Raw genomic sequence first — 15,627 nt, forward strand, 5'->3', positions numbered from 1 at the left:
CGCCCTAGTAGGCCTGCGGCGAGTTCTCGGTGCCGTCCGCCTTGAAGCGCAGGGACTCGTCGGCGCCCCACCCGGCCCGGGTGATGTACTCGACGTCCGCGATCCGCCCCACCGTCGCGGTGGCCGTGGCGACCTGCCCGGACGGCCCGTTGACCGTGTCGATGGCGGTGGAACGCACATCGGTCGCGCCGTCCGGCAGCCGCAGCTCGTACCCGGCGGCCCCACCGGCCGGTACCAGCACGCTCACGCTCTTCGCCGGGTCCCCGGCGTCCTCGTCGGCACCGGCCCCGCAGACCGGCTGCAGCGCCGTCCACGCGCCACGGCTGCCGTCCTGGCCTATCAGCCGGATGCTCGCGCCCCGCTTGGGCCCGGTCCAGCTGACACCGACGTGCTCCACGGGGAATTCGGCCTGCACGGTACGCGCGGCGGCACCGGTGACGGACTTCGCACGCGTACGCGGCACACGGACCGTACGCGCACCCGAAGCCGTTGCGGCGGGGCCGGTGCACCGATCGCCGGCACGGCTGTCAGACCGGCCGCGGCACCGGCCGCCATGAGGACGGCACGACGGTTCAAGAGAAGCTTCTTGCGCACAAAGGGTCCTTTCAAGTGGCGCATGAAGAGGGGGACCTGTTGCCCCTCCTGCCAGCGCGTCGCCCCACTCGGTGGCGAACGGCAGCGGTCCCGGTGGCGGGAGGTCTCCCTGCCGCCACCGGGACCGTTCTCGTGGGTGCCGCCGACTACGGCTTCTCCTCGCTGTAGAGGCTGCTGACCTCCTCGGCGCTCAGAGCCCGGTCGACGGCGTGGACCTCGTCCACCGCGCCGTTCCAGAAGTCGACGTTCGAGCCGTCCCAGTGGGCGCGGCCGACGGTCAGCGGGCCGGTGCTCGGGAGGGCGGTACCGCCGGTGGCCGTCGCCGCGAGCTTTCCGTCGAGGTACAGCCGGATCTGGCCGGTGCCGGCGTCACGGACGCCGACGAGGTGGTACCAGCGGCCCGTCTCCGCGGGGACGGACACCTGGGCGCGGCGCTCGTCCGGGGTGCTGAAGGCGAAGTTGCCGTGTCCGTACTGCAGGTAGAACGAGTTGGCCAGGGCACGGGTGTCCTGGCTGACCGCGGTGGCGTAGTTGCCGGGGAGGCCGTCGAGCCGGACCCAGGCGGACACCGAGTAGCTGCCGCTGGTGTCGAGCACCGGACCCGAGGTCTGCGCGTACTGCTTCTGGCCGTCGAACTTCAGGGCGCTGCCGCTGACGCCGTCGGTCCAGGAAGTGCCCTCGCGCAGGGTGAGGGGGGTGCCGTCGGGTCCGCTGTCCCCGGCGGTGGTGCCGGCGCCCTCGTCGAGGGTCCAGCGGCCGCCCTTCAGCTCCTTCCGGCCCGCTGCGGCACCCGCGGCGATGACCTTGAGGTTGACCTTCCGGACCTCGGCGGCGTCCACCTTGATGTCACGCCGGTCGTACGTGTAGAGGCCGTTGAGTTCGTTCTCCAGATCGGTGATCTGCGTGTACACCGAGCCCGACAGTTCGGCGCCGGCCTGCTCGACGTAGAACTTCTCCGTGTTCTCCACGTACCTGCGGGTCAGGTCCGCCTTGGTGGTGACACCGCTGTAGATCACCGTGGGGGCTCCGGGCCACATGTGACCGGGGGAGCGCAGGGTGAAGCCGCCGTGCTCGCCGTCCATGGCGGCCCGCCGGCCGTCCGGGAAGGACGGGTCGTCGTTGTTGTAGTCGTGGTGGTCGATGATGTCGCCCTTGCCCGAGTCCCCCTTGGAGTTGCAGCAGTTGACACCGCTGTGGGCGTTGACGACACGCGAGGGGTCGGCGGCCTTCACGGCCTCGGTGATACGGCCGGTCTCTTCACGGTTCCACTCGCCCCAGCCCTCGTTGAAGACGATCCAGCCGATCACGGAGGGGGAGTTGTGGTGCTGGCGCATCATCTCCCGGCCCTGGTCGACGAAGGCCTTCCTGCCCGTCTCGTTGGTCAGGTTGCCGGAGACGAAGTCCTGCCAGACGAGCAGTCCGAGCTTGTCGGCGTGGTAGAACCACCGCGCCGGCTCCACCTTGATGTGCTTGCGCACCGCGTTGAAGCCGAGCTTCTTGTGCGCCTCGAGGTCGAAGGCGAGGGCGTCGTCGCTGGGCGCGGTGTAGAGACCGTCGGGCCAGAAGCCCTGGTCGAGGGTGGCGAGGGAGAAGACCGGCTTGCCGTTGAGGACGAGCTTGTCGAAGCCGCCGACCTTCTCGACGCCGATCTTCCGCATGCCGAAGTAACTGCGGACCCTGTCGTGCGACCTGCCGTCGGTCAGGGTGACGTCGAGGTCGTACAGGTACGGGTCGTCCGGGCTCCACAGGTGCTGCTTCGCCACGGGCAGGCTGAGCTTCTCGCCCGCCGCCCCGCTGACCCTGCCGACGACCTTGCCGTGGGCGTCACGGGCGACGGCCTCCACACGGGCGGAGGAGGAGGCGCCCTGGGCGTCGACCGTCACCGCCAGGGTCCCGGTGTCGATGTCGGGCGTGGTGACGACGTTCTCGATGGAGGCGGGAGCCACGGGCTCCATCCACACGGTCTGCCAGATGCCGGAGGTCTGGGTGTAGAAGATGCCGCCCGGGTTCGTGGACTGCTTGCCCGTGGGCTGGTCCGCGCCGCCGGTGTCGGTGACGGCGACCACGATCTCCTGCTTGCCGCTGCCCTTCAGGGCGTCGGTGATGTCGGCGCTGAACGCGTTGTAGCCGCCGGTGTGGTCGGCGACCTTCGTGCCGTTGACGTAGACGCGGGCCTGGTAGTCGACGGCGCCGAAGTTGAGCTTGAGCCGGTTGGACCGGTCGCCCTTGCCCACCTTCCAGTCCTTGGGCACGTCGATGAGCCGGCGGTAGAACATGTGGTCCTCGTGCCGTTCGAGCCCGGAGAGCTGCGACTCGACCGCGAACGGCACGATGATCTTCTCGTCGAGGTTCTCGCCGAAGACCGGCTGCTCACCGGCCTTGGCGCCGCTGAACTGCCAGGGCCCGTTGAGATTGGCCCACTTGGACCGCTTCTGCTGCGGGCGCGGGTACTCGGGCAGCGGGTGCTTCTTGTCGACGTGATCGCCCCACTTGGTGGTGAGGCGGTGTGTGGAGCCGTTCTCCGCGTAGCGGATGACCTTCGGCACGGCCTTGCCGCCGGCGGTCAGACCGCCCTCGCCGTCGTAGGAGACCCGGACCAGCTGGTTCTTCTGGACGGGCTCCGAGAGGTCGACGTAGACGGAGGAGGGGTCCCCGGGGACGGAGGCGACCGAGCCGATGGGCATGGCGGTCGTGTCGGCCTCGACCTTCAGGTGGTCCTTGACCGCCTGGATGCCTCCCGCCCGTCCCTCGAACCGGGCGCGCAGCCGCCGCCCGTTCTCGGCGACGGTGAGTTCCACCGGGAAGACCTCGAAGTCGGCCGGCGGGGTGAACGCGGACATCGGCACGATCTGCTTGGCCAGCGTGGGCGTCGACCAGCGCAGGTACATGTTGGCGCCGCCGGTGTCCTGGAACAGCTCCAGACGGAACGTGTGCTTCTCGCCCGCGGTCAGCCGGACGGGCTGACCAGTCTGTTCCCGGTCCCAGTCACCCACCCAGTGGTCGATGACGGGCTTGTCGTCGATGAAGAGCCGGAAGCCGTTGTCGCCGATCGCGTAGAAGGTGTAGTCGTCCGTTGCCGGTGCCTCGATCTGGCCTGTCCAACGAGCGGTGGTGTGCTCCGTCTTCCCGGTCAACTCCTTGAAGGTGTCGGTCAGACCGGAGAAGTTGACCTGCGGGTCGAGTGTCGTCCCGCCGAGTTGGGCGAAGTCCCGGGCGCCGGGGGCCGACATGCTGAAGTACTCGCCCTTGAGGCCGTGCGTCTCGACGGCGGCCTGTCCGGCGGCGAGTGCCGAGGCACTGCCTGTCGTCGCTGCGGCCGTCGCGACGGGCAGCAACCCGCTCGGGGGCAGTACCAGGGCGGCCGTGGCGAGCAGGGCCAGCACTCGGGTTCTGGGGCGGTTGTCGTGTCGTGTCATCGAATCTTTCCTCGTACAGAGGCCGTGACCGCGCCCGACCACCGGGACAGGGTTACGAGCTCCTCCGAGGAAGGCCGTACGGAGAAGCTGCACCGGTTGAGACGCGTTCGGCAAGGCGACCTTTTCAACGTTGGAAATTCTTTGGCAGCGGTATGACAACACGCCCTCGGAGAGGCTGTCCAGACCTCGTGCGGCACTTTGCTTCCCGGCGGCGGATCGCTGAGGTGTTCGACGTTCACGGCGACAGCTGTGCGTACGTGCCGCGGATGGGTCCTCGACCGTTCTCGGCAGCGGCGCGTGCCGTGTCCCTGAGCGAACTCGTTGATGGCGCCCTCTGCTCCGGAACGGACCGCGTAGAGGGGGTCTGTCAAGCGAGTGGGTCTGTTCCGCAGTCGGTGGTGATGGAGGGTGTGGTCGGCTCAGGAGGATGCGGTGGCGGAGGAGTGGGAAGCTTGCGAGGCCGTACATCTGGCGCTTGATCAGCTCGGTTTTGTTGTTGACGCCTTCGGTGCCGCCGTTGTGGTGCGGCAGGGTGAGGGCGGCGTCGACTGCGGCGCGGTCCTTCTCGAGGCCCCGGGTGAAGGCATGCGGGTGGGGCAGGTCCTCGGCCTTTGCCGAGGTGATCCAGGTACTCAGCAGGGCGGCGTTGCCGTCGGCGGGGTCCAGCAGTACGGCGAAGCGGTGGATGAGGTCGGCCAGAGCGGTCATTTCGTGGCAGGCGGTACGGGCAGCCTCGATGCGTTCCCGCTGGTGATTCTTGGGGCGATTGGGGCGGGTGAGCAGGTAGCGGGCCAGGCGCCGGGACGAGATGCGGGCTGGTCGGCCTCGACGCGGCCCTGGTTGATGCAACGCGGACCAGGAGGTTTGAGCTGCCGGTGCAGCCCAGTTCCCTGATCTCCTGGAGGAGATGGGTGACGGAGACGGCCGGGTTCTCCAGCCGGCGTCGGCGCAGGTGATCGCGCTAGGGGTCCACGAGGGTGGGCCGGTGCTTGGGGGCGCGGATGAGGCGCTCGGGCTGGCCACGCGGTCGTAGCGCTTGACGGTGTTGAGAGCCAGGTTCAGGCGGCGCGCATTCCAGCAGGCCGACTCCGCGCTCGCGCAGGGCGTGGACCTGCTGTCGGCGCTCGCGGGTGGTTGCGGCCTGTCTCCCTTTGGCCGGGGGCGGGCCCGCTTTCGCCCAGCAGGTGCTGTGCGCGGCGACTTCTTTGCGGACGGTCTCGGCGAGGTTGTTCCACAGGCGCCGGCGGTCGCTGATCTGGACCGCGTCGGGCAGGGCTCGGCGGACCGCCTCGGCGTAGGTGGTCGATCCGTCCCGGCACACGGCCTCGATGCCCGGATGTCCGCGCAGCCAGGCTTCCAAAGTGGCGGCTTCGCGGCCAGGCAGTACCTCGATCCGCTCACCGGTCTCGGCGTTGATGGTAATCGTGGCATAGCTGTGCCGGCGCCGCAGGGCGAAGTCGTCGACCCCGATCACCCGCGGGATCTGCACCTCCGGCACGGGCACCCGCCGCAGCAGCCGCAGGGCGGAGGTGTACGACACGGGCACGGCTAGGGATCGGGCGACTCACGCGGACGCCCAGCCGCATAACTCCTTGACCAGCTCAAAGAGCTGGCCGTCAGACGTGTGGTGCGGCGCTGATAGCGCTCCAGGAGCCCGGGGACCTGCTCTCGGAAGGTCTGCCGCCCGCAGCCCATGACCGGACAGACCAGCCGTCGTATCCTCACCCGGACCACGACCTGCCGGCCATCGATCGGCACATCGCGCACGGTACGGCAGTGATACCCGTGGACCTTCCCCGTCGCCACCCCGCACACCGGACAGGGAACGGGAACATCCCGGGTCCGAGCCGAAACCCGGACTGTCTCGCCACCGTCCGCCACATCCTCGATGACCAGCGCCGCCAGCCCCGAAAACATCGTTCCCGCAAGCGTGTTCGCATCATGCACGCTCAATGATCATAGGCGAGCACTCACCGTCACCACCGACTACGGAGGGACTGTAAGACGTTCGGTGTAACTCCCGATCATGGAGGATGCATCGATGCCCAGTGAGAACGTGTCCGAGGCCGAAGGCGCCAAGTCGGCGAAGTCTGTGCCGACGAGGACCGTGGACGATCAGTTGATCGAGGAGCTGGTGGGCCGGGCTCAGGCCGAGGGCCTGCAGCTGACCGGTGAGGGCGGACTGCTCCAGCAGCTGACCAAGCGGCTGCTGGAGTCCGCCCTGGAAGGCGAGATCACCGACCATCTCGGCTACGGCAAGCACGATCCGGCCGGCAAGAACGGCGGCAACTCCCGCAACGGCAAACGCTCCAAGACGGTGCTGACCGACGTCGGGCCGGTGGAGATAACCGTGCCCCGCGACCGCGACGGCTCGTTCGAACCGAAGATCGTCAAGAAGCGGCAGAAGCGCCTGACCGGCGTCGACGAGATGGTCATCTCGCTGGCCGCGAAGGGTTTGACCACCGGCGAGGTCCAGGCCCATCTGGCCGAGGTCTATGGCGCCGAGGTCTCCCGGCAGACGATCTCGACCATCACCGACCAGGTCCTGGAGGGCATGGCCGAATGGCAGAACCGCCCGCTCGACATGATCTATCCGGTGGTCTTCATCGATGCCATCCACGTGAAGATCCGTGACGGTGCGGTGGCGAACCGGCCGGTCTATGTGGCTCTGGCCGTCACCACGGAGGGCCGGCGGGAGATCCTGGGGCTGTGGGCCGGTGACGGCGGCGAGGGCGCCAAGCACTGGCTGCACATTCTCACCGAGATCAAGAACCGCGGCGTCGGCGACGTTCTGATGCTGGTCTGCGACGGGCTCAAGGGCCTGCCCGAGGCGGTGGAGACGGTCTGGCCGCAGACGATCGTGCAGACCTGCGTGGTCCATCTGCTGCGGAACTCCTTCCGCTGTGCCGCCCGCCAGGACTGGGACAAGATCGCACGAGTGCTCAAACCCGTCTGCACCGCGGCGACCGAGGAAGCCGCGCTGGAGAGATTCACGGAGTTCGCCGACACCTGGGGCAGGAAGTATCCGGCGATCGTGAAACTCTGGGAGAACGCCTGGGAAGAGTTCACTCCGTTCCTGCGGTTCGACACCGAGATCCGCCGCATCGTCTGCACCACCAACGCGATCGAGTCGGTCAACGCGCGCATCCGACGGGCGGTCAAGGCCCGCGGGCACTTCCCCAACGAGCAGGCCGCCCTGAAGTGCGTCTACATGGCGATCATGTTGCCCGACCCCACCGGCAAGGGCCAGGCCCGCTGGACCATGCGCTGGAAGACCGCGCTGAACGCCTTCGACATCACCTTCGACGGCCGCCTCTCAGCAGCCCGCCTGTAACCCCAACTGCCCCAGTTACACCACTCGTTTGGCTCTGGCTCACATCCGGTGGTAACGCACCGTGCCAATGGTTACTGACAGCAAGGTTCGCAGACGGGAGGGACATACGCGGGGCGTCAGGCTGGATCCTCGCCCCGGATGCATCGACAGTGCTCGCCCGCGAGCTGCACATTCAGGGCCTGGACGAAGGTGACGCACGGTTACCACCGGATGTGAGCCAGGGCCACTCGTTTGACAGACCCCTTCTCTGCGGAGTCGGTGGATGATGGAAGGCTGCTTGCCGCACTGGTTGGGCATGAGCAGTTCCGGGACGACTATGCAGGTGGTGGAGTGCTGTCGGACGGGCCCCGGCACGGTCCGTATTGGCTTCGATTGATCACCCCCGATCTGTACGAGCCCATCAATCAGGAGAAGGCCGTGCAGATCCTGCGGGAGTGGGTGGATACGCTCTGGGACGTGCCCACCGAGCTGGAAGCAGATCTGCAGCGGGAGGTGTTCGCCCGCCTGGCTGCAGCCGATGGCATCTACTACTTCAGCGAGCTCGGTGATGAGGCGATTCATGACTGGGGACGCGTGCACGACTATTTCCACGAGTTCGTGCTCATCGACCGCTCGGCTGGGGGGATCACGCTCATCGTCGCCGCCGACGATTGAGACAGTCCCCGGGGCATCCACTGAGGTGGCTGACATCAGAAGCGGAGCCACAACTAAATCGCCGCAAGAGTGACCGTGCCGTGGAAGACGTAGGCCCTCTTGTCGTAGCGAGTCGCCACGGCTCGGGAATCCTTGAGCGCGTTGAAGTAACGCTCGACCTCGTTCGGGTCTGCCGCACGATCGGGTGACATCTGAACTGGCTTGCCCTGTGGGGCGGGTGGGAAGGATGTCGCTGTGCCCAAGCCTTATCCCGAAGAGTTCCGTGAGGACGTCGTGCGGGTTGCGAGGAACCGTGGCCCGGGGGTGACGGTGGAGCAGGTGGCCAAGGACTTCGGTGTCCATCCGATGACGTTGTGGAAATGGATGCGCCGGGCGGACATCGATGACGGGGCCAAGCCCGGGGTGAGCAGCCAGGAGAGCGCGGAACTGCGGGAAGCACGTCGGCGGATCAAGCTGCTGGAGCAGGAGAACGAGGTTCTGCGCCGGGCGGCGGCCTGTCTGTCGCAGGCGCATCTGCCGGGAAAAGGATCTACCCGCTCGTGAAGGAGCTGGCCGTGGACGGGGTGCCCGTCACGGTGACGTGCCGGGTGCTCAAGCTCGCCAGACAGCCCTACTACCGCTGGCTCGACAAGCCCGTGACCGACGCCGTGCTGGAGCAGGCGTACCGGGCGAACGCGCTGTTCGACGCCCACCGCGAGGATCCCGAGTTCGGCTACCGCTTCCTGGCCGATGAAGCCCGCAGCTCGGGGGCCGCGATGGCCGACCGGACCGCATGGCGGATCTGCCGGGACAACCACTGGTGGAGTGTGTTCGGCAAGAAGCGCGGCAGGACCAAGAAGGCCGGCCCGCCGGTGCACGACGACCTGGTCCGCCGCGACTTCACCGCCGACGGCCCGAACCGACTATGGCTCGCCGACATCACCGAACACGCCACCAACGAAGGGAAGTTGTACCTCTGCGCGATCAAGGACGTCTTCAGCAACAGGATCGTGGGCTACTCCATCGACACGCGGATGAAGTCCCGCCTGGCCGTGACCGCCCTGGACAACGCCGCGGCCCGGCGGGAACACGTCGACGGATGCATCCTGCACAGCGACCGCGGATCGCAGTTCCGGTCCCGGAAATTCGTGCGCGCGCTCGGCCGCCACCGGATGGCTGGCTCGATAGGGAGAGTCGGGGCAGCCGGCGACAACGCGGCCATGGAGTCCTTCTTCAGCCTGCTGCAGAAGAACGTCCTGGACCGCCGGAGCTGGACCACCCGCGAGGAACTGCGGATCGCGATCGTGACCTGGATCGAGCGGACCTACCACCGACGTCGCAGACAAGCCGCACTCGGCCGGCTGACCCCCGTCGAATTCGAGACCGTCATGACCACACCGGCCTTCCAGGCCGCGTGATCAAACCTGTCACCCGAACCTGCATCAGACCCTTCCTCCTCTTGTAGGTAGTGCTGTCGAAGCCAGTCGGCCGCCCGCCGTGGCTACTGACCTTCTGATTCTTCGGCTCGGGGACGGGTGCAGTACCGCCCCCGCCTCATCGAGGGCCTCATCGCCAAGGCCGGGCTCGACCTCCAAGTGCCGTAACCCCGGCCGTCAAAGATCTCCTAGAAGTAGGAGGCCACCAGGTCACGATCCACCGTGATGGTGTCGCGATCCAACGAGGGCAGCCCCAGGTGGCCACAGATCAGCTGGGTCAGCTGCTCCTCGTAGGTCTCGTTCTGATAGTCCAGTCCGGCCGCCGCGATGAGAGGGGTCATCTTGTTGGGCCAGTATTCTCCGACGTACTCGGGATTCTCGTAGTCGATGCAGGACGATATGTGGCCGTCCTTGTAGTGGTATGCCTCGGGTCCGCGACCCTTGGCAACGCACGGGTTGGGAACGAACACCATCAGCTCAACGCCCTGGGGGAACAGCTTGCGGTAGTCGATCTCGTCGCAGTCGTCGCGGTTGAACATGTGGTGCACGATCACGCCCCAGTCACCGGGTACCGTGTCGTTGCCGTAGGCGAACGGCGGCCGCCGCCGCGCGGACAGGCCCTCAGCCATGACGGCCAGGCTGATCCCCTTGAAATGGACCAGGACCGTTTCGTCTTTCCGGTACCGCTCTTCTTCCACCCACGCCATGACGCCGCAGTCGATCCAACTTGTCATGCCCAGCAACATAACCGGCGCCACTGACATAACAGCCCCCAGAGGCGCCAATCGACGCCAAGACCCACCGCAGCCCCACGCTGTCGGGACGTAGCGCCCCCATCGCGGGCTGACGCGCCCACTCGCTCAAGCGCTCAGGCACATCCAACCGACGTAACCCGCACCCTTAAAGATCTCTAGCTGGAGGTGTCGGCTGTCTGTTGCTCGTGGTGGTGTTTGAGTGCGGTACAGGTCCGGGGGGGGCAGGGCTGATTCAAAGGCGTGATGATCATGTGGCGTTGCTGGTCAGGGCAGGCCGATCAGGTTCAGCGGGCGGGTGAAGGGCGTGCAGGAGACCTCGCGCAGGCTGGAGGCGATGCCGCGATGCCCGGCGGTGCGCAGGGTGCTGATCGCGAAGCTGCGCAGCGTGGTCATGTTCTCCGGCCCGTGCCCGGTTCGGATCTTCGAGGCGTCCTCGCTGAAGGTGGTGTCTCTGACGTGGTGTACAGCCTCGATACCCCACTGCGAGCGGGCGAGTTGGCCGATGATCTGCGACGATGCCGCGCGTGCCGGGAGATCGGTGATGGTGTAGGCGGTCTCGTGGGTGATCTTTCCGGTCTTGAGGTCGGTGCGGTGCCGGTGGATCTTCGCGGCCTGTGCCACGTGCGGGAAGTTCAGGCCGAGGTCGGTGACGGTGAGGGTGCGCACCGAGCGGGTCTCGCGCCGCCCGTGTCCGCTCTCGCGTTCGTAGCGCCGCGCGGTCACCTGTTTCCACGGCAAGGAGCGCAGCGCATTGTGCAGCGTCGGCTGGTTCCGCTCGACCACGAGCACGTAGTGCGCCTTCTTCATCTTCCACCAGCCACCTGGCGTGGTCGCGGTGGGTGTGCAGGGCGTCGGCGGTCACCACGACGCCAGCCAGGTCGAACGGCGCCAACAGGCGGGTGAAACCGGTGACCTCGGTGGTCTTGTCCGGCACCCGCAGCTGACTGACGGTGCGTCCACCGGTGAGAACGGCGGAGAGCAGGTGGGCGGCCGGGGCGGCATCGGTGCGCGAGCCGCGGGCGCACTTGCCGTCAACGGCCAGGGTCCGGGCGCCGACGGGGTCGCATCCGAGCAGGTCGGCGAGCCCGCCGGGACACACCAGGGTCAGGATGCGGCGGATCGTGGAGCCGGATGGTGCGCGGCGCAGGCCCAGCGGGCCTGCGGCACGTACGCCGAGGCGGGCCAGGGTGTCCTGCGGCGCATGGCGTGCCCACTGGCCGATGGCCAGGTAGGAGCGGGCTCCGGCCAGCACCGCGCAGCAGGCGGTGAGCAGGACTGCCACCAGCGCGTGGCGCCGTCCGCGCCGATCCCGCGGATCGCGAAGAACCCCCAGCCGCTCGGCGATGCCGTGCGCGGCGCGCTGGGCGGCGGTGGGCGACTTGGTCAGACAGACAGTGGCAGACTGGCGGCACATCGAAGCTCCGGAAGGCAGGGCGACTTGGCAAGGTCACCCCGTCAACCGGAGCTTCGTTGCGTTCGTGACGGCCCCCACCGGATCGTCACACCCCTGCGACCTGCATACTCTCGTGATCACCACGACTTTGAATCAGCCCTGGGCTCTTCTGGGACTCCGCTGACCGGCACGGACGCGTGAACAGTCGGGCACTTGGAAACCACCCTGCCCCCCAACTCCAGTCCCAACTCCCGCCGCAGTACGAGCCTCTGAGCAGCCTGTATGGCAGCTATGAACGTCGTTGACAAGATCACGACAGGGTCGGAGACTGTGCCTTTCACGCAGGGCATCTCGGAGGGGAACACTCGAAATGGCTCGCACAACAGCAAGGCTCGGCGCACTCGCCGGAACACTCGCTCTCGCAGCCGGCATGACGCTGACGAACGCCGGACCCGCTTCCGCCGCTCCCTCTTTCACCTTCGGTTACCAGTCTTTCTCCAACGGCGACTACACGATCGACGTCTACAACGACGGAGTGCTCGCAGGGTCGGTGGATTGGTACGCGGACCCCCACGGTGTCTACGGTCCCGGAACCGGAGACACCGTTTGTGCGTCGGACTATCTGGCCGACGGTTACGGGATCGAGGCCCATCTGAACGGCACCTTCCGGAAAGCCACGACCGCCGGGCACAACTCTCCGTACACCGACTGCACATCGGGTGACATCGACGAAAACACCCCGCTGACCCTGCGCGCGTACGTCGTGAAGGGCGGCGAGGTCGCGTATTCGCTGGGAAAGACCGTGTACTCCTGACCGGAGGCCCTGGGGAGTAGAAGCCCCACGCGTGCATCCGATCGTCGCGGTACTCGGGGCGGTGCGAACGGTGACGACGGACACGGTCCGGGGCGCCGAGCCGGCCCAGGGTGTCCTGCGGAGCGTTTCGCGCCCGCTGTCCGATCGCCGAGAAGGACCGGGCCCCGCACATTCGCCAGTCCCGATGGCTGGTCGCCGACCGCACGATGCCGACGCGAGGCCGACTTGACCAGAAACACCGTGGCGGACTGACGACACGTCGAAGCTCCGGTCGATGCCGGCGACTTGGTAGGTCACCGGCATCGACCGGAGCTTCCTTGTGTGCGTGACGGCCCGCCACCCCCTCGCCACGATACCGTGACCAGCACGGATCGTTGATCGAAAAGACTTTGAAACCGCCCTGGGGGGACCCGCCCGCCGTGCGATGACCAGGCCGCGCCAGCGGCACGGCTCTGTTGCTCGCTGTCGGGCCATCGAGACCGGCATCGGTTCCTGCCGGCTTGCTACCACCAAGGCTGCCCGGGCTCAGGATGCCGTAGGGACCTGACCTCGGAGGCCCACTGCGCTTTTCTCCCCCCTTCCCTGCGAAGACGTCGGACGATCACACTGCGCTCATGCAGAGGGCGAGAAGACGAACCGCGACCTACGCGGCAGCATTAGCTTTGATCCTGTTGGCCACCGCAGGCTGCTTTGCAGGCCATGAACCGGACGTCACACACAGCCGGGCGGCCACCCTTCACCTGGACAAGCCGGTCGGCCTGGCGGACGAGCCGGTGCAGATTCGGATCAGCGGGCTCGCCGCCGGCGAGGAAATCACCGTCACAGCACGCGCCACCGACGCCGACAGTATGACCTGGACGGGACGCGCCGTCCTTAACGCCGACGACAAGGGCGTCGTAGATCTGGATCATGCCGAACCTAAGACAGGGACCTATCGGGGAGCCGACGGCATGGGTCTGTTCTGGTCCATGACCCCCGCCAAGGGGGACTCCGGCAAGAGCTGGTTCCGCACGAACGACCCGCAAGAGGCGACCTCCTACCAGGTACGCCTCACGGTCCAGGCAGGCAGCCACACCATCGCGGAGCGACAACTCACCCGCACATGGGCCATTAGCGGAGTGCACCGCAAGGAACTCACCGTGGCCCACGACAAGCTGCGCGGAGAACTCTTCCTACCTCCCTCGCACGGGCCCCGGCGTGCGCCGGTCCTGCTCCTGGGGGGGTCGGAGGGCGGCCTCGGCTCCCCGCTCACAGCGGCCCTGCTGGCCTCCCGCGGCCACCCCGTCCTGGCCCTGTGTTACTTCGGCTGCCAGGGACGGCCCAAGAACCTCGCCGCCATCTCGCTGGAGTACCTTGCCACCGCCGCCCGGCTCGTGCGTGACCAGCCGCAGGCCGATGCTCGGCGTCTCGTGGTGATCGGTGGCTCCCGCGGCTCCGAAGCAGCCCAGCTGATGGCCCAGTACTATCCGGACCTCATCCGCGATGCCGTGGTCTACATGCCTAGCCGCAACACCAACAGAGCCTATTACCGCGGCTGCTCCAGTTGCGGACGAGGGCAGGCCGCATGGACCAAGAACGGCAAGGGCCTGCAGCTCATCCCCATTCCACTCGACCATGTGCGAGGCACCGTGCTGGCCATCGCCGGCGGCGACGATCCGGTGTGGGGCTCGCTCTCGTCCGCCGAATCGATCGCACAGGAACGCAACGCAACCGGACACAAGCACAAGGCCCTGCTCTATCCGAAGGCCGGGCACGCCGTGGCGGACTTCCCCTACCTTCCTGAAGCCGGAGGCAGCTGTATGGGCGGAACCCGCACAGCGAACGCCCGAGCGAAGGCGGACAGTTGGCCACACGTGCTCCAACTCCTCAAACCGTGAACTACAGCAGTTGGTGGGCCTTGACTCTTGATCCCCAGCCGGGTTGTGTTCACGAGTTTCGTCAATGCCCCGATCCTTGCCAGGACAGCTTCGGGATGTTCGGCAAAGGGCACCGGATTCGATCGCCCGGAGTCCCTGCAAAAGTCCCGGCCGCAGTGCCACCGGCTGGACCAGTGCAGCTCCTCGAGTGCGGCCGGCAAGGCTGCCAGCCGCGTTCGGGGGTGTTCCTGGACACTTTGGTTGGTGCCGCGGCTGCTTTTCGACCCGTCGTGAAAGACGGATGACCCCAGGGTGGCTTTGCCCACGAGAACGGGTTCTGGCTCGCTTTCCGTGACGCGTGCGCGGTGAGCAACTTCCGCGGGAAGGCCAGAGGGGCCGAAGATGGGTCTCAGGTGTAGACGATGGGGCAGCCGCGTCGGATCGAGTGCTGGGCAGCGCGCAGGAACAGTGCGACGTAGAAGGCTGTGTCCAGGTCCTTGGTCCACGGTCCTGTTCGTGTTGCGGCCAGTTCCTTTGCCTGGTGTCTGAACCACATGCTCAGGTCGAGGTTGTCGCATGTCGCCGGGGTTTCGGCCGGCAGATCGATGGCTGCCGCCAGCTTCTCGGCGAGTGGTAGTACCTGGGGAGCGCCGACGACCATGGACTCGTGGTCGTCGGACTCGATGGGCAGCCAGATCTCCTCATCGAGTGAGATGGGCACGAGTACGGTCCAGCCGCAGAGGATGTCGGATTCCTCTTGTGACAGGTGCGTCCGGCACAAGGCGAGGAACCCGGTCATGGAGGGGCTCAGCTTCTCCTCGAAGGCTTGCCCCGAGCCGGGTGCGAAGTCCGTCTCCGAGGGGACGTCCTCGTAGGGCGGCAGGCCGCGCCGCCTGAGTTCGGCGTTGATCGCTGAAGCATCTTCGCCCCACCCGTCTTCCTCGTCATCGAACCATTCCTCCGCGCCGACGCTCACCAGATACACACCCATGCCGGGAAGCTATCGTGCGCATCTGACATCGATCGGTGAGCCGACAGGACCCGCTTGCGGAGCAGTGCGAAGCCGGCGCGGCCGAACATCTGGCGCTTGAGCATCTTGATCCGGTTGACGTGTCCTTCGACGACACCGGAGTTCCAGGGCAGGGTGGGTCCGGCGACGACCGCGTCACGGTCTCGGTCGATGCCCGCCGCGAGAGCGTGCAGGGTGGGAAGGCCGTTCTGGCGGACGGCGTCGGGCCACTGTGGGAGGCGTTCGGTGAGCATGTGGGCGAAGGGACGGCACTTCGCGCTGCTGGAGCGGATGGCCCCCTGCGCCTGCGGCCGTATCGAGCTGGACGGCCGCGACGTGGGCCAACCCGGGCTGACGTCCGTGGCGGCATCCCTGGGTCTGCCGTAC

General features: G+C 67.2%; 10 protein-coding genes and 4 pseudogenes. 5 read left to right on the forward strand and 9 right to left on the reverse strand.

Annotated elements, in window-relative coordinates; all coding sequences use genetic code 11:
• Positions 1–4: 4 nt before the first annotated feature.
• The 3 genes and pseudogenes from ACICHK_RS39880 to ACICHK_RS39890 form a co-directional block, all read right to left on the reverse strand.
• Positions 5–463, reverse strand: coding sequence for a hypothetical protein (locus ACICHK_RS39880; protein ID WP_406840839.1), 459 nt, complete (start codon positions 461–463; stop codon positions 5–7).
• Positions 464–740: 277 nt separating this feature from the next.
• A complete protein-coding gene (locus tag ACICHK_RS39885; protein WP_406841450.1) occupies positions 741–4,010 on the reverse strand; it encodes a LamG-like jellyroll fold domain-containing protein in 3,270 nt (1,089 codons plus the stop codon).
• Between the two features lie 417 nt (positions 4,011–4,427).
• Positions 4,428–5,927 (reverse strand): annotated as a pseudogene (locus tag ACICHK_RS39890) (ISL3 family transposase); the annotation flags it as partial.
• A 124-nt stretch (positions 5,928–6,051) separates the two neighbouring features.
• On the opposite strand from ACICHK_RS39890, the gene ACICHK_RS39895 reads away from it, so the two are divergent.
• Positions 6,052–7,344, forward strand: coding sequence for an IS256 family transposase (locus ACICHK_RS39895; protein ID WP_406840840.1), 1,293 nt, complete (start codon positions 6,052–6,054; stop codon positions 7,342–7,344).
• A gap of 231 nt (positions 7,345–7,575) precedes the next feature.
• The gene (locus ACICHK_RS39900) at positions 7,576–7,998 is read left to right on the forward strand and encodes a hypothetical protein (protein ID WP_406840841.1); all 423 of its coding nucleotides are present in this window, start codon (positions 7,576–7,578) and stop codon (positions 7,996–7,998) included.
• 53 nt (positions 7,999–8,051) lie between these two features.
• Here the strand turns inward: ACICHK_RS39900 and ACICHK_RS39905 are convergent.
• Positions 8,052–8,162, reverse strand: a pseudogene (locus ACICHK_RS39905) (IS5/IS1182 family transposase); the annotation flags it as partial.
• Positions 8,163–8,232: 70 nt separating this feature from the next.
• On the opposite strand from ACICHK_RS39905, the gene ACICHK_RS39910 reads away from it, so the two are divergent.
• Positions 8,233–9,395 (forward strand): IS3 family transposase gene (locus ACICHK_RS39910; RefSeq protein WP_406838891.1). Its coding sequence is split into 2 segments (ribosomal slippage): positions 8,233–8,517 and positions 8,520–9,395, totalling 1,161 coding nucleotides; the frame shifts between segments, so codons are not numbered across the junction.
• 206 nt (positions 9,396–9,601) lie between these two features.
• Here the strand turns inward: ACICHK_RS39910 and ACICHK_RS39915 are convergent.
• The 3 genes and pseudogenes from ACICHK_RS39915 to ACICHK_RS39925 form a co-directional block, all read right to left on the reverse strand.
• Entirely contained in the window at positions 9,602–10,147 is a 546-nt protein-coding gene (locus ACICHK_RS39915) for a hypothetical protein (RefSeq protein ID WP_406840842.1), read from the reverse strand.
• 285 nt (positions 10,148–10,432) lie between these two features.
• Complete coding sequence (locus tag ACICHK_RS39920) at positions 10,433–10,975, reverse strand: ISAs1 family transposase (RefSeq protein WP_406840843.1); 543 nt, start codon at positions 10,973–10,975, stop codon at positions 10,433–10,435.
• A 328-nt stretch (positions 10,976–11,303) separates the two neighbouring features.
• Positions 11,304–11,582 (reverse strand): annotated as a pseudogene (locus tag ACICHK_RS39925) (transposase family protein); the annotation flags it as partial.
• 349 nt (positions 11,583–11,931) lie between these two features.
• Between ACICHK_RS39925 and ACICHK_RS39930 the strand changes: the two are divergent.
• Together ACICHK_RS39930 and ACICHK_RS39935 are read left to right on the forward strand one after the other, a co-directional pair.
• On the forward strand, positions 11,932–12,375 hold the full coding sequence (locus tag ACICHK_RS39930; RefSeq protein WP_406840845.1) for a hypothetical protein: 444 nt from the start codon (positions 11,932–11,934) through the stop codon (positions 12,373–12,375).
• Positions 12,376–12,989: 614 nt separating this feature from the next.
• Positions 12,990–14,252 (forward strand): acyl-CoA thioesterase/bile acid-CoA:amino acid N-acyltransferase family protein, encoded by a 1,263-nt coding sequence (locus ACICHK_RS39935; RefSeq protein ID WP_406840846.1) that lies wholly within the window; start codon positions 12,990–12,992, stop codon positions 14,250–14,252.
• A 388-nt stretch (positions 14,253–14,640) separates the two neighbouring features.
• Here ACICHK_RS39935 and ACICHK_RS39940 read toward each other — a convergent pair whose 3' ends face one another.
• On the reverse strand, positions 14,641–15,222 hold the full coding sequence (locus ACICHK_RS39940) for a hypothetical protein (protein WP_406840848.1): 582 nt from the start codon (positions 15,220–15,222) through the stop codon (positions 14,641–14,643).
• Positions 15,204–15,503: pseudogene (locus tag ACICHK_RS39945) on the reverse strand (transposase); the annotation flags it as partial. The pseudogene ACICHK_RS39945 and the gene ACICHK_RS39940, both read right to left, overlap by 19 nt.
• Between the last annotated feature and the right edge of the window lie 124 nt (positions 15,504–15,627).

This window comes from Streptomyces sp. AHU1 (assembly GCF_045343905.1).
Taxonomy (GTDB): domain Bacteria; phylum Actinomycetota; class Actinomycetes; order Streptomycetales; family Streptomycetaceae; genus Streptomyces; species Streptomyces triticiradicis.

What these genes read in the sequence shown, in the direction of transcription:
- ACICHK_RS39885 (WP_406841450.1), bottom strand. Translation starts at nt 4,010, where the DNA reads ATGACACGACACGACAACCGCCCCAGAACCCGAGTGCTGGCCCTGCTC.
- ACICHK_RS39895 (WP_406840840.1), top strand. Translation starts at nt 6,052, where the DNA reads ATGCCCAGTGAGAACGTGTCCGAGGCCGAAGGCGCCAAGTCGGCGAAG.
- ACICHK_RS39915 (WP_406840842.1), bottom strand. Translation starts at nt 10,147, where the DNA reads ATGACAAGTTGGATCGACTGCGGCGTCATGGCGTGGGTGGAAGAAGAG.
- ACICHK_RS39920 (WP_406840843.1), bottom strand. Translation starts at nt 10,975, where the DNA reads ATGAAGAAGGCGCACTACGTGCTCGTGGTCGAGCGGAACCAGCCGACG.
- ACICHK_RS39930 (WP_406840845.1), top strand. Translation starts at nt 11,932, where the DNA reads ATGGCTCGCACAACAGCAAGGCTCGGCGCACTCGCCGGAACACTCGCT.
- ACICHK_RS39935 (WP_406840846.1), top strand. Translation starts at nt 12,990, where the DNA reads ATGCAGAGGGCGAGAAGACGAACCGCGACCTACGCGGCAGCATTAGCT.
- ACICHK_RS39940 (WP_406840848.1), bottom strand. Translation starts at nt 15,222, where the DNA reads ATGGGTGTGTATCTGGTGAGCGTCGGCGCGGAGGAATGGTTCGATGAC.